This window comes from Streptomyces altiplanensis (genome assembly GCF_053591575.1).
Genome location: NZ_JBSFUB010000012.1, coordinates 1 through 14,147, shown reverse-complemented (window position 1 = coordinate 14,147; position 14,147 = coordinate 1). Strand labels below are relative to the sequence as shown.

Annotated in this window: 9 protein-coding genes; 3 read left to right on the top strand and 6 right to left on the bottom strand. The window is 73.1% G+C overall.

Annotated elements, in window-relative coordinates; all coding sequences use genetic code 11:
- Window positions 1-69: 69 nt before the first annotated feature.
- The 3 genes from ACWD0Y_RS08430 (at window position 70) to ACWD0Y_RS08420 (ending at window position 4,032) form a co-directional block, all read left to right on the top strand.
- The gene (locus ACWD0Y_RS08430; protein WP_093803406.1) at window positions 70-804 is read left to right on the top strand and encodes an ABC transporter ATP-binding protein; all 735 of its coding nucleotides are present in this window, start codon (window positions 70-72) and stop codon (window positions 802-804) included.
- Entirely contained in the window at window positions 798-3,293 is a 2,496-nt protein-coding gene (locus ACWD0Y_RS08425; protein ID WP_450259613.1) for an FtsX-like permease family protein, read from the top strand. The genes ACWD0Y_RS08430 and ACWD0Y_RS08425 overlap by 7 nt, the downstream gene beginning before the upstream one ends.
- Window positions 3,294-3,354: 61 nt before the next feature.
- Window positions 3,355-4,032 carry a class I SAM-dependent methyltransferase gene (locus ACWD0Y_RS08420; RefSeq protein WP_450259612.1) on the top strand — a complete coding sequence of 226 codons (678 nt, stop codon included), beginning with the start codon at window positions 3,355-3,357 and terminating at the stop codon, window positions 4,030-4,032.
- A gap of 129 nt (window positions 4,033-4,161) precedes the next feature.
- Here the strand turns inward: ACWD0Y_RS08420 and ACWD0Y_RS08415 are convergent, their stop codons facing one another.
- From ACWD0Y_RS08415 to ACWD0Y_RS08390, 6 genes are read right to left on the bottom strand one after another with little or no spacing between them, the layout of a single operon-like run.
- Entirely contained in the window at window positions 4,162-5,133 is a 972-nt protein-coding gene (locus ACWD0Y_RS08415; RefSeq protein ID WP_450259611.1) for a TauD/TfdA family dioxygenase, read from the bottom strand.
- Window positions 5,134-5,148: 15 nt separating this feature from the next.
- A complete protein-coding gene (locus ACWD0Y_RS08410; RefSeq protein WP_450259610.1) occupies window positions 5,149-5,949 on the bottom strand; it encodes a 4'-phosphopantetheinyl transferase family protein in 801 nt (266 codons plus the stop codon).
- Window positions 5,950-5,955: 6 nt separating this feature from the next.
- The gene (locus ACWD0Y_RS08405; RefSeq protein ID WP_450259609.1) at window positions 5,956-6,897 is read right to left on the bottom strand and encodes a TauD/TfdA family dioxygenase; all 942 of its coding nucleotides are present in this window, start codon (window positions 6,895-6,897) and stop codon (window positions 5,956-5,958) included.
- Window positions 6,894-8,219 carry an MFS transporter gene (locus tag ACWD0Y_RS08400; RefSeq protein WP_450259608.1) on the bottom strand — a complete coding sequence of 442 codons (1,326 nt, stop codon included), beginning with the start codon at window positions 8,217-8,219 and terminating at the stop codon, window positions 6,894-6,896. Before ACWD0Y_RS08400 ends, ACWD0Y_RS08405 begins: the two co-directional genes overlap by 4 nt.
- The gene (locus ACWD0Y_RS08395) at window positions 8,216-9,226 is read right to left on the bottom strand and encodes an ornithine carbamoyltransferase (RefSeq protein WP_450259607.1); all 1,011 of its coding nucleotides are present in this window, start codon (window positions 9,224-9,226) and stop codon (window positions 8,216-8,218) included. Before ACWD0Y_RS08395 ends, ACWD0Y_RS08400 begins: the two co-directional genes overlap by 4 nt.
- Window positions 9,223-14,115, bottom strand: a complete 4,893-nt coding sequence (locus ACWD0Y_RS08390) for an amino acid adenylation domain-containing protein (RefSeq protein WP_450259606.1) — start codon at window positions 14,113-14,115, stop codon at window positions 9,223-9,225. Before ACWD0Y_RS08390 ends, ACWD0Y_RS08395 begins: the two co-directional genes overlap by 4 nt.
- Between the last annotated feature and the right edge of the window lie 32 nt (window positions 14,116-14,147).

Below are 14,147 nucleotides of genomic sequence, written 5' to 3'. Positions count from 1 at the left end.
CTACCTCCACCACCAAGACTCCGCTCCGCTCCGATGTGTCGGAAGCGCGGGCCCTATTGAGTGGACACCATGAATCAAGCAGCCGTCCGGCTCCGTTCGGTCACCCGGTCCTACGGCAAGGACGCCAGCGCGGTGACCGCGCTGGACCGGGTCAGTCTGGACATTCCCCAGGGCACCTTCACCGCCGTGATGGGCCCCTCGGGCTCCGGCAAGTCGACCCTCCTGCAGTGCACCGCGGGACTGGACCGGCCGACCAGCGGCCAGGTGTTCCTGGGCGACACCGACCTGACCCGGCTCAACGAGACCAAGCTGACGCTGCTGCGCCGCAAGCGGATCGGTTTCGTCTTCCAGGCCTTCAACCTGCTCCCCTCGCTCACCGCGGAGCAGAACGTGGCGCTCCCGCTGCGGCTGGCCGGACGGCGGCCCAAGCGGGCCCACGTACTCGAGGTGCTGGAGCGGGTGGGGCTGCGCGAGCGCGCCGGGCACCGGCCCAGCGAGATGTCCGGCGGCCAGCAGCAGCGCGTGGCGCTGGCCCGCGCCCTGGTCACCCGCCCGGAGGTGCTCTTCGGCGACGAGCCGACCGGAGCGCTGGACTCCACCACCAGCCGGGAGGTGCTGTCGATGCTCCGCTCGATGGTCGACGGCGGCCAGACCGTGATCATGGTGACGCACGACCCGGTCGCCGCCTCCTACGCCGACCGGGTGCTGTTCCTGGCCGACGGCCGGGTGCAGGACGAGCTGTACTCCCCGGCCGCCGAGCAGGTCGCCGCGCGCATGACGAAGCTGGCGGCGGTCCCGTGCTGAGTCTCGCGCTGCGCGGCATGAGGACCCGCTGGGTCACCTTCGTCGGCTCCTTCGTGGCCCTGGCCCTGGGCGTAGGGCTCATCGCGACCACCGGACTCGCGCTCGCGGCCACGTTCAGCGCCCCGGACCGGGGTCCCGAGCGGTTCGCCGCGGCCCCCGTGGTGGTCCAGGCGTCGGACCAGCTCCGGGTCGACACGCCGATCGGCGTCCGGACACAGCCCCTCGCCAACCCCCGCGCGGTGCCCGGGGAGCTGGCCGCCGAACTCGCCGCGCTCGGCCGTACGGTCGAGGACCGGACCTTCCCGGTGAACGTCGCGGACGCGGACCTCGCCGGTGACGGCGGGGCGGTCGTCGGCCACCCGTGGCCGGTCGCGGATGCCACCCCCTACCGGCTCTCCGGCGGACGCGCCCCCTCAGCGCCCGGCGAGGTCGTCGTCACGGCGGGTCCCGGCGCCGGTGTGCGTACGGGCGACCGGATCGAGGTCAGCACCCCCGCGGGCACCGGCACCAGGACCGTGGTCGGCACCGTGCGGCCCGCGGGCTTCGAGACAGCGGTGTTCTTCACCGGCGCCGAGGCCGCCAGGATCTCCCCGCCCATCGACGCCGTCGTGGTGCACGCGGACGCGGAAGCGGTCGCCGCGGTGGCCGACGGGAGCACCGGCATGGTGGTCCTCACGGGCGACGACCGGCGCAGGGCCGACCCCGACCCGGACCGCGACGCCGAGGCCCTGGTCTCGGTCAACGCGCTGCTGGGCACGGCGGCCGCCATCACCGGCTTCGTCTCCGTCTTCGTGGTGGCCTCGACCTTCTCCTTCGCGGTGGCCCAGCGCAGGCGCGAGTTCGGCCTGCTCCGCACGGCGGGCGCCACGCCCGGCCAGGTGCGGCGGATGGTGTACGCCGAAGCCGTCGTCATCGGCGTGCTGGCCTCGGCCGCGGGCTGCTGGCTGGGCGCCGCCGGGGCGCCCCGGCTCGCCGCCTGGATGGTCGACGTGAAGATCGCGCCGCACTGGTTCGCCATCGGCGACCAGACCTGGCCACTGCACACGGCCTTCTGGACCGGACTGGTCGTGGCCATGGCCGGTGTACTGGTCTCCTCCTACCGGGCCGGGAAGGTCGGGCCGACCGAGGCGCTGCGCGAATCGGCCGTCGACAGCCGGGCGATGCCGCCGAGCCGGTGGCTGACGGGCGCGGCCGTACTGCTGACCGGGGTCGGGCTGCTCGTCATGGCGCTCGTCTCCGACCCCGGGGACGTCCTCAAGCGCAAGACGTACATCACCCAGCCGATGCTGCTGATCGTCGGGTTCGCCCTGCTCGCACCGGTCCTGGTACGGCCGCTGACCCGGCTCATGACCTGGCTGCCGGCCCGGCTGCCCGGCGCCACCGGCGTACTGGCCAGGGAGAACGCGGCTGCCGGGGTGCGCAGGACCGCCGCCGTGGCCGCCCCCGTCATCATCACCGTCGCACTGGCCGCCTCCCTCATGGGGACGGTGGCCACCATCAACGAGGCCAAGGCCACCGAGGCGGGGAACCAGACGGCCGCCGACTTCGTGGTCTCCCCGGCCGGCGAAGGCCGCGCTCTCTCCCCGGAGTTCGTGGAGCGGGCCGGGAACATCCCGGGCGCCGCGGTCAGCGCGTCGCGCTCCACCGGGGTGACGGTGCTCGAAGAGGGCACGGCGCTGATCAGGTCCGAGGCCAAGGCGGTGGATCCGGCCGCCCTGGCCGCCGTGTCCAGCCTGCCCGTGGTGGCGGGCAGGATCACCGATCTCGACGACAAGAGCATCATCGTCAACGAGGAGTGGCTGGTCAGTACCGTCGGGCAACAGGTCAGCGTCTGGCTGGGCGACGGCCGCAAGGTCTCGCTCAAGGTGGCCGCGGTACTCGGCACCGGCACCGGCAGCAACGGTGTGTACCTGACGCCGCGCAACGCCGCCGGCGCCGGCATCGACCGTGTCGACGTCAGGGTCGAGGACGGCGCCGACCGCTCGGCCGTCGCGGCAGAGCTGCGCGAGGCGGGCCGGGCGAGCGGCACCGAGGTGCTGACGAAGAGCGAGTGGGTGACGGAGCACTACCCGCGCTCCAGCGAGAACACCCGCCTCGGCCTGCTCATGATCCTGGGAATCGCCCTCGTCTACACCGGAATCGCCCTGGCCAACACCCTGGTGATGGCCACCTCCGACCGGGTGCGCGACCTCGCGGTGCTGCGCCTCACCGGGGCGACCAACCCGCAGGTCCTGCGACTGGTCGCGGTGGAGGCGCTGGTGGTGGTGGCGGTGGGCGCCGTGATCGGCGGCGCCGTGTCCGTACTGAACCTGCTCGGTGTGTGGGGCGCGCTGGGGCTGCTCGACGTCTGGTCGGCGGTCGTCGTGCCCTGGGGGACCGTCGGCGCCGTGGTCGCGGCCAGCGCCGTACTGGCCACCGTGTCCGCCGTACTGCCCGCGTCGCTCGCGCTGCGCACCCGGCCGGTCGAACTGGCCGGCATGCGGGAGTAGTCCGTACACCGGCAGGGGCCGGCAGCGGCCATCACCATCTGATTCTGAGAGGCAGAGCGCGTTGACGAGCGATACCGGTGTGATGCTCCATGAGTTCCTGCGGTCACCCCTGCAGATCGGTGCGGTGGCACCGAGTTCGCGCAGACTCGCCGCGGCGGTGACCACGCCCGTGCCCGAGACGGGCGACCCCGTGGTCGTCGAACTCGGCCCGGGAACAGGGGCCTTCACCGGAATGATCCAGGAGCTGCTGGGCGGTCGTGGTCACCACGTGGCGGTCGAGATCAACCCGCGGCTGGCCTCCGCCCTGAGCAGGCGCTTCCCGCGGGTCGAGGTGGTGAACGCCGAGGCGGCCCGGCTGCCCCGGCTGCTCGCCGAGCGCGGTCACGCCGCGGCGGACGCCGTCATCAGCGGCCTGCCGTGGGTCTCCCTTCCCGGGGACGTGCAGCACGAGACCCTCTGCGCCGTACGGGACGTGCTCCCGGCGGACGGGGCGTTCACGACCTTCGGGTACGTGCACGCGATGCGGCTCGCCCCGGCCCGGCGGTTCCGCCGGATGCTCGGCGTGAACTTCGAGGAGGTGGTGACGGGCCGCACGGTGTGGGGCAACATACCGCCGGCGTTCGTCTACCACAGCAGGCGGCCGCGGGACATCAAGCCGATCAGCCGCCTGTACGGGCAGCGGAGCGGGAGCTGTCCGTGCGTCTCGAAGCCGTGGGCGGGCCTGGCCGGCCACCGCTGACCGGTACCGGTCAGCGGTACCGGAACAGGAACCGGTACCGGAACGGGAACCGGTACCGGAACAGGAACCGACCGAGTCCGCCGCCGCACCTTCCGGTGCGGCGGCGGACTCGGTCGTGCTCCTCGCCGTTCAGCCCGCGGACGGCTCGGCCATCGCCACCGCGATCCTGCGCGGTCCGGTGAACGGCTCCCGCGCGTGCGCGGCGAGCATGTTGTCGACCACCAGGATGTCGTGCCGCTCCCAGTCGAAACGGGTGCTGGCGTCCCGGTAGCACTGGCGCAGGTGCGCCACCACGTCGTCGGGGATCGGCGCTCCGTCCCCGTAGTAGGAGTTGGTCGGCAGGTCCTCGGGCGCGAAGATCTCCTCCAGCCCCTCCCTGACGTCGGCACCCAGCGTGCTGACGTGGAAGAACGTGATGTGGTTGAACCACACCGGCTCGCCCGTCACCGGGTGCCGGTGGACGGCGTCCCGGACCGCGGTGGTCCGCAGACCGCCCTCGGTCCACTCCACGCCGATGCCCTTGTCCCGGCAGTACGCGGCGACCGCGTCCCGGTCGTCGGTGTTGAAGGCCTGCTGCCACGGGACCCCGAAGTCCTGGTGGAAGTTGCGCACCACGCGCCAGCGGCGCCGGGTGAACTCCTCCCGTACGTCGGGGTCGAGGGCCGCGTACACCCGGCGGATGTCCGCGAGGGGCGTGGCCCCCAGGGTGTGGGCCGGCTCGATGCAGAAGAAGTACAGCGTGTGGGGCCAGACCGCCTGGTAGGAGTTCTCGTTGTGCAGGAAGATCTCCTCGTCCGCCGGGTAGTCGGTCGAGGTGTACACCTGCCCCTTGATGGTGCTCCGCGGGGACGAGCGCTCCGCGTACGTCAGGGGCGGCATCCCGGACAGGGCGTGCACCGAGCCGTTGAAGCCGTCCACCCCGTCGACCTGGAAGCCGCGCAGGAGCACGGCTCCCCGCTCGGTCAGGGCGGCGCGGATCTCCGGCCGGTTGCGGGCGATGAACTCGCCGACCTCGCAGCCGGGGCCGGGGGCCTCGTACACGCGGGGCAGGTAGCCGGCCGGGCCGGCCGTGGCGGGCACAGTGAGCGATTGAGTCGTCATGATGCGTCGGCTCCTTCAGGAGCGGAAGGGTTCGAGGATGGAGTGGGCGCCCGGCCGCGGGGCCGAGCGCTCCGGGCTGCGCGGGTCGCGCAGCACTACGGGGCCGGTGCTGCCGGCGGGCCGGGCGAGCGCCACGAAGAGGCCGCGCCCGCTCGGCACGTCCTGGACCAGCCAGTCGTCGGCGCCCGCCGGTGCGCCGCCCCGCACGACGAGGGGGCCCGCCTGTTCGGGCCGGACCTCCAGGGCTTTGAGGTCCGCCGTGATACCGGTTCCGATCGCCTTCACCACTGCCTCCTTGCGGGTCCAGCACCGGAGGAAGGCGGTCTGCCGTGCGCCGTCGTTCACGAGGCTGTTCAGATGGGTCAGTTCGGACTCGGACATGACCAGGGAGGCGGCGCCGGCCGGGCTCCCCGATCGTCCGTCCTCCACGTCGACGCCGACCTGGCCCGCGGTGGTCACCGCGAGGACCCAGTGCGGCCCCGCGTGGGAGAGGTTGAAGTCGAGCGCGGTGGGCGGCCCCACCACGACGGGTCTGCCGTGGTCGGGGTCCGCGCACCAGGGACAGGGCTTGGTGCCGAACCGGATTCCGGCCGGCGGCACCCCCAGGTACCGGGACAGGACCCGGCGTACGGCGATGTGCGCGCCCGCGTACCGCAGGCCCTCGACCCGCGGCCGGCGGCTCATCACCGTGCGCTCCGCGGCGGAGAGCAGCTGGAGGCCGGCGACCGGCGGCGGCCCGTCCGTCGTGCCCTGCCACACGTGCACGCCGCCGCTGTCCCACAGGGCGCGGTACTCCCGCTCGGTGGTGGTGTTCACCGGGCGTCAGTCGGACATCGCCACGAGCACGCGGCGCGCGCCCGTGAAGGGGCGGCGGCCGTGCGACACGAGCATGTTGTCGATGAGCATCAGGTCCCCGGTACGCCAGTCGCAGTCCTGGGCCGCTTCGAGGCCCCGGTCGCGGACCTGGATGACGTACGCGTCGGGTATCGGCGTGCCGTCGGCGAAGGTCACCGACTGGGGCAGCTCGTCGGCCGGGAGGATCTGCGCGAGGGCGGCGGCGGTGTCGTCGCCCAGGCCCGCCGGGTGCCACTGGTCGGACTGGTTGAACCAGACCTCCGCGCCGGTCACCGGGTGGACCGCGGTGGCGGGACGGACCTGGCGCACGCGCAGGGAGCCGTCGGGGCGCCACTCCCAGGTCGCGCCGGTGTTCCCCAGGAAGGCCTCGACCTCGGCGCGGTCGTCGGTCTCGAAGGTGTCCTGCCAGCTCTTGCCGAGCCCGTAGCCGTCGTGGAGGTTCTGCTGGTAGCAGACGCCGCCGCGGAAGGCCTCGCGGACCTCGGGGCCGAGGGACTCCAGCCACAGGGCGGAGTCGGTCACCGGGGTCGCCCCGCCGGTCTCGGCGGCCTTCTGGCAGAAGAACAGCAGCCGGGCCGGCCACTGGTGGGCGTAGGACATCTCGTTGTGCATCGAGATGGTGAACTCCTGCGGGTACTCCGTGGAGGTGTAGACGTTCTTGCCGACCTTCGTACGGGGCGAGTTGCCGTGCACGTAGGCGAGCCGGTTGGGCAGCAGCTCGTCCATGACCGCTTCGAGTTCCTCCTCGGTGACGCCGAAGCCGCGGAAGATCAGGGCCTTCTCCTTGACGAGCTGCCCGTCGATGGCCTCGGTGTCGCTCACCACCTCGAGCAGCCCCGCGCTCGATGCCTCCACACCGGCGTTCTGCGGAGTGATGACCAGCGGAGCCCAGCTGTCGGACGCGTTCATGTGTTTTCTCCTCGTTCATGGAGTGGATGGAGTGAATCGACTGGATCGACTGAATCGGTTGCCTGGCCGGAAAGGCGGTACAGGCGGGAGAGCCCGGAGAAGGCGGCGATGAGGGCCAGCAGGGCCATCACCGCTCCGAGGGCCCCGGCGGTGGCCGCCGCGCCCACCGCGTCGAGGAGCAGCCCGCCGGCCAGTACGCCCAGCGAGTTCGCTCCCGAACCGAACAGCTGGAGCACGCTGCTGACCCGCCCCTGGAGCGCGTCGGGGGTGATCTGCACCTGGTGGATCCCGCCGGCGACGTTCACCACGCCGCCGACGAAGCTCATGCCGGCGAACAGCGCGCCCAGGACGACGGGGGACCTGGTCAGTGCCAGCGCCGGCACCAGCAGGGCCCAGGCGCCCAGGGCCCCGCAGACCAGCACGGGCAGACCGGTCCGGCGCAGGGTCCAGCCGCCGGCGAGCGCTCCGCAGGTGCCGCCCACGCCGCTGATGGCGGCGATCACGCCGACGGTCCCGGCCGAGAGCCCGTCCTCGTACAGCACGAAGGCGGGCAGCAGGGCCAGCGCCTGGAAGACCACGTTGCTGCCGGAGATCAGCAGCGTGACCCTCCACAGGAACCGGCGCCGCCAGAGCCAGCGCACCCCCTCGGCGATCTCGGGGCCGAGCCTGCGCCGCCCGGTGGCCGCCGGTGCCTGCTGGAACGGCTTCCTGATGAGCAGGACGGCGGCCAGCGAGAGCAGGTGCGCCACCGCCGCCAGCAGGAAAGGCGACCACCTGGCCACCGCGAACGCGGCGCTTCCGACGGGCTGCCCGATGATTCCGGCGGCCCGTCCCCGCGCCTCGTTCCCGGCGAGTGCCGCGCTCAGCTGCGACTTCGGCACCACATGGCGTACGCCGGCCCGCTCGGCCAGCCGGTAGCAGACCATGAGGGCGCCCTCGACGAAGGCGGCGGCCGCCAGGTGGGGCAGCCACACCCGTCCGCAGGCCACGGCGACGACCACACTGGACGCGCTGAGGGCGCATCCCGCACTGCACATGATCATCATCCGCTTGCGGTTCCAGCGGTCCACCAGCGCGCCCGCCGGCAACTGGATCAGCAGGTGCGGCAGTTGCGCGGCGAAACCGGCCACGGCCGCCGCCGTGGCCGACCCGGTGGACCAGATCAGCAGCAGCGGGTAGGCCACGGAGCCGGCGCGGGTGCCCAGCAGGGTGAGGCCCGCGCCGCTCCACAGCAGCAGGAAGTCGCGGTTGCGGCGCAGCGGGACCGGGGTGGGCTCCGCCGCGGCCGCCGGCGCCGCGGCCGCTTCACCGGTGACGCTCATCCGGTGTGCGCGGCGCCTTGTGAGGCTCCCGCGCGGCACCACTTCAGTACCGCCATCGCGCTGTGCATCTTGTTCTCGGCCTGCTCGAAGGCGATGCTCCGCGGTCCGTCGAGCACCTCCCCGGTGACCTCGTCGCCGCGGTGCGCGGGCAGATCGTGCATGAACACCGCCTTGGGACTGGCGTCCCAGAGCGCCTCGGTCACCTGGAAGGGGGCGAAGTCCGCGCGCCAGCCGGGGTCGGCCTTCGCCGTTCCCGTGGTCTGCCAGCGCGTGGTGTAGATGGCGTCGAAGCCGTCCGGCAGGTCCGCCATGTCGTGGCGTTCCCGTACGGTCGCGCCCGACCGGGCCGCGTTCGCCCCGGCCCGCGCGAGTACGTCCGGGGCGAGCCCGTAGCCGGCCGGGGTGCGCAGTTCCAGTGCGGTGCCCTCGAACCGGCTGAGCGCGAGGGCCAGCGCGGAGGCCGAGTTGTTGCCCTCGCCGACGTACAGGACGCGCAGCCCGGTGAGGCGGCCGAACTTCATCTGGAGGGTGGTGAGGTCGGTGAGCGCCTGGGTGGGGTGTTCGTCGGCGCTCATCGCGTTGATGACGGACATCCGGTCCTGCCGGGCCCACGCCCGCATCTCCTGCGGGTCGCCCGCGGTGCGGGCGACGAGCACGTCGAGCATCCGGGACAGCACGGCGCCGGTGTCCTCGCTGGTCTCCCCGGTGTTGAGCTGGAGGTCCCCGGGGCCGTAGGTGAGCAGCGAGGCGCCGAGCCGCAGCGACCCGCTGGAGAAGGCCGTACGGGTACGGGTGGACGTCTTGCTGAAGTAGACGCCCACCACCGCGTCCCGCAGGGGCTTCACGCCGGGAGCTCCCTCCGTGGCGAAGGTGACGCCGTCGGAGACGATGGAGCGCAGGTCGTCGTCGGTCAGGTCGTCGATCGATATCAGGTGGCGTACGGGTGCGTGCTGCACGGTGTCCTCCGGAGCGGATCGGATCGGTTCGGTCGCGTGGCCTGGGGTCATGCGCGGTCCTCGTCGGTCACCACCGGGCTCAGCAGCGGGTGGCCGGCCGGTGCCTGGCCGCCGGTGCCCGCCGCCGCCCAGTCGGCCATCAACGTGCCCTGCCCGAAGGTCTGTTCGCGTCGGCTGAGGGTCGCGGTCAGATGCTTGACGACGCCCTTGCCGCTGTCGGCGTTGGTCAGGGCGACCAGGCCGACACCACTGCCGAGGTGGCTGAGCGAGAGGTTCCAGTAACCGGCGGGTTCGCCGCCGTGCCCGAACTCCGCGTCGTCACCCGTGTCGTCGACGATGGTGCCGAGGCCGTAGAAGCTGCCGGGGTGCCCGACGAGCAGTTCCCCGGCGACGTCGGCCGGCAGCAGTGCGCCGGGCCGGCCCAGCAGCGAGAGGCGCATCTGGCGCGCGACCTCGGCGATGTCCCGTGCCGTCGTCCACAGCCCCGCGGCGGCGAGGTGGGCGCGGTTGCGCCAGCCGCCGTCGAGGGGGACGCCCTTCGTGTGGTGCCCGAGCGCCACCGGGCGCCCGGCGGTGCGGGGGAACGACTGGTCGAAGCTGCTGCCCGTCATGCCCAGCGGTCCGAACACGAGCCGGTCCATCAGCTCCTGGAAGGACTCTCCGGTGACGTCCTCCAGCAGCTGCTGGAGGACCCAGTAGTGGGTGCTGCTCTTGCGGAACGTCGAACCCGGGACCAGCTGCCTCCGCACCCGCGGGGTGCTGACCGGGCCCGTGCCCTCCAGCAGGTCCCGCAGCGTGGGCACCTCCTCGCCGGGCCGGAACCCGACGCTGCGGTGCCTGGCCAGACCGGCGGTGTGCCCGAGCAGGTGACGGATCGTCACCTCGCCCGGCGCGGACGCCAGGTCGGGCAGGTGCCAGGAGGTCAGGTGCCGGCCGATCGGGTCGTCGAGCGCGATACGGCCCTCCGCCACCAGGCGCAGGGTCGCCAGCGCCGTGACGTGCTTGCTGATCGAGCCGACCTGGAACAGCGTCTGCGGCGTGACCGGTTCGCTGCCGCCCGCGGACAGCACCCCCGCCCCGTGCAGCTCGACCGACCCGTCGGCGCCGAGCACCGCGATGCTCACACCGGGCACCTGGTGCTCGGCCATGAGGCGCCGCAGTTCGTCCAGCGGGAACGCCGCCGGAGCGACGGCCGGGGCCGTGGCCGTGGTGGCGGCCGGGGCGGCGGACGCGCGGGCCCTCTCCAGGAGCGCCGCGACCTCGGCGAGCGGGCCCTCCTCCAGGCGGCTGCGGTCGCCGCCCGTGGCCTGTTCGAGCAGCGAGGCGAGCAACTCGGCCGGCATCTCCACACCGGCCGGCCCCACCTCCTCCTCGGCGACGGCGGCGGCGGTGACGGGCGGTTCCGGTTCCGGCTCCGCCGCACGGCGGGCCGCCTCCGTGTCCTCGTCGATCGCCGCGGCGAGGTCGATGAGCGTCCCGTGCTGGTACATGCGCCAGACCGAGACGGCGAGCCCCTCACGGCGCGCTGCCGCCAGCACCTGGATCATCAGGATCGAGTGCCCGCCGAGGTCGAAGAACCGGTCGTGCACACCGATCTGGCCGACGCCGAGGACCTCGGACCAGATCTTGGCGAGCAGCCGCTCCGTCCCCGTCCTGGGCGCCACGTAGGCGTCGTCGGAACGCATCGAGGAGCGGTCCGGAGCCGCCAGGGCCCGTCGGTCGACCTTGCCGTTGGCGTTGAGCGGGATGCTCTCCAGCGCCACGAAGGCCGACGGCACCATGTACTCCGGCAGGCGTCGCGCGCAGTCGTCGGCCAGCACCGACGCGCCCGGCAGCTCCTGGCCGGCGGCCGGCACGCAGTACGCCACCAGCCGCTTGTCGCCCGGGGTGGGCTCGTGGACGGTGACCACGGCGTCGCGCACGGCCGGGTGGCCGGACACCACCGCCTGCACCTCGCCGAGCTCGATCCGGTAGCCGCGGATCTTCACCTGGTCGTCGAGACGGCCGAGGAACTCCACGTTCCCGTCGGGGAGCATCCGCGCCCGGTCGCCGGTGCGGTACAGCCGCGCCCCGGCGGGCCCGTACGGGTCCGGCACGAACCGCTCGGCGGTCAGGTCCGGGCGGCCCGCGTAACCGCGCGCCACACCCGTACCGCCGACGTACAGCTCGCCCAGCACGCCCATCGGCACCGGCCGCATGGACGCGTCCAGTACGTACGCCGTCATGTTCGGCAGCGGGCGGCCGATCGGCACCACGTCGAGGGCGACGTGGTCCACCACCGGGTGGACGGTGCTGCCGACCGAGGCCTCCGTCGGTCCGTACTCATTGATCATCCGGCCCGCGCCGAGCACCTCCAGCGAACGGTTGGCGGTGGCGCCGGGCAGTGCCTCGCCCGCCACCACGTACACCGCGCTGAGCCGCTCCACCTGTTCGGTGGTGAGCTGCTCGGTCAGGATGTCCAGGTGGCCGGGCGTCAGCTTGATGAAGCTGTACGGGCCGCCGTCGAGCAGCGCGGCCGAGAGGTCGGCGGGCGCCGTGTCCTGGGCCACCACCTGCACGCTCTGGCCGGTCACCAGCGGCGCCCACAGGTTGGGCACCACCAGGTCGAAGGCCACCGAGGAGAACAGCGGCGCGCCGCCCGTGCCCTGCGCGGCCAGCTCGTCCGCCGCCCAGGCGACGTGGTTGGCCAGACCGCGGTGCGGGATCTGGACGCCCTTCGGCCGGCCCGTGGAGCCGGAGGTGAAGATGACGTACGCCAGCCGGTCGGGGTCGTCCACCCGGGCGGGCGCCGTCTCCTGGCCGGTCCCCTCCTGATCCTGCTCCTGGTCGAGCAGCAGCAGGGGGACGCCGGGGAAGCCGTCCGCGTACGAGGACTGGGTGACCGCGGCGACGGCTCCCGCGCTGTCGCACATGCTCGCGATGCGCTCGGCGGGGTACGACGGGTCGATCGGCACGTACGCGCCGCCCGCCTTCCACACCCCGAGCAGCGTGGCGATCAGCCCCGGACCCCGGTCCAGGAGCACGCCGACCGCGCTCTCCGGGCCGATCCCCATGGCGCGCAGCCGGTGCGCGATCCGGTTGGCCCGGGTGTCGAGCTCCGCGTAGGAGACCTCGGCGCCCCGGTGGCGTACCGCGACGGCGCCGGGGGTCTTCGCCGCCTGCTCCTCGAAGCGCTGGAGCACGGTGGCGCCGGGGAACTCCCGCGCGGTCTCGTTCTGTGCCAGCAGCCACCGCTGTTCGCCGGCCGGCAGGAACGTGGCCCCGGCGCTGCCCCGCGGGTCGGCGGCCATCGCCTCCAGGACCTGCCGGTACAGACCGGTGAGCCGGTCGGCGTGGTCGCGGCCCAGGGCGTGGGTGTGCGTGGTCAGCAGGAGGTGGCCGGAGACGGCCGAGACCGCGAGGGCGAACTCGGTGCCGCCTTCGCCGCTGCTGGCCTCGGAGTCGACCAGCGCGGTGTCGACGTGGTCGAAGTCCTGGTAGCTGAACCGCACGTCGAGCAGCCGGCCGGATCCCGCGTCGCGCTGGATCACGGGCATCGGGAACCGCCGGTGGTCCCAGACCTCCGCCTCCTTGGCGAAGACCTGCCGTACCAGGTCGCTCCAGGTGCCGCCCGCCCGGTCGAAGGCGAAGGGCAGCGTGTTCAGGTACATGCCGTAGACGCGCTCGGCGCCCGGCGACTCGGGCCGCGCGCTGCACACCAGGCCGCTGAAGAAGGCGTCCTCCTCGGTGACCATGCTCAGCACCTTCAGGTGTGCGGCGAGCAGCACGCTCTTGAACGACACCTGGGCCTGGGTGGCCAGGGCGCGCAGCCGCGGCTCCAGGTCGTGCACGGGGACCGCGACCCGGTACTTCTCCCGGGGGGCCGAGGCGTCGCCCTCCCACACGGAGGGCAGGGAGAACGGCGCGTACCGGCCGACGGCGTCCTGCCAGTACTCCCGGTCGTCCGTGGACTCCAGCGACTTGAGCTCCGCCGCGATGAAGTCCGCGTAACGCACCGGGGGAGCCGTGAACGCGGCCGGCGCCAGGCCGTCGCGCAGCTCGCGGTAGACGTCGAGCAGCTCCATGAGCAGGGACCGGTGGCTCCACCCCTCGGTGATCGCGTGGCAGACCGTCACCACCAGGCGCCAGGAACCCTCGTCCTCCACCTGGGCGGTCATCCGCAGGAGCGGCGCCGTGGCCAGGTCGAAGAGGACGGAACGCTCCTGCACCAGGATGTCCCGGACCCGCTGCTCGCGGTCGGGCGCGTCCCGCAGGTCCTCGACGGTCAGCGGGATCTCGGCCCTCGCCGCGACCAGCTGGAGCGGGGTGGTGAAGGCGTCGAGGTGGAAGGAGGTGCGCAGCATCTCGTGCCGCTCGGTGACCACGTCCAGGGCGGCGCGCAGAGCGTCCCCGTCGAACGGGGTGCCGTCCGTGATGCGGAACGAGGCGACGTTGAGGTAGGCCCGCTTCTCCTCGTCGGCCAGCATCTCGACGAGCATGCCGAGCTGCACCTGGGACATCGGGTACGCGTCGACCACACCCTCGGGCAGCCGCTGCCGGTCCTCGGCGGCGAGCAGCTCGAAGGGCGCGACGGCCGGGTCCGCCTCGGCGGGGGCCGGGCGGCCGGTCAGGAACTCGCTGAGTTCCGCGACCGTGCGGTACTCGAAGACCTCCCGTACGCCGACGTCGAAGCCGGCCGACCGCAACGCGCCGACCAGCGCGACCGCGCGGATGGAGTGCCCGCCGAGGTCGAAGAAGCCGTCCTCGACGCCGACGCGCTCCAGCCCGAGGACCTGGCACCAGATCCCGGCGACCCGTGCCTCGGTGATGGTGCGCGGCGCGACGTACGGGGAACCGCTGTCGAGCGCGTCCTCGTCGGGTACGGGCAGGGCGCGCTTGTCGGTCTTGCCGTTGGCGTTGAGGGGGATCTCGGCGAGCGGGACGTAGGTCTGGGGGAGCATGTAGTCGGGCAGGCGGGTGGCGCAGTGCGCGG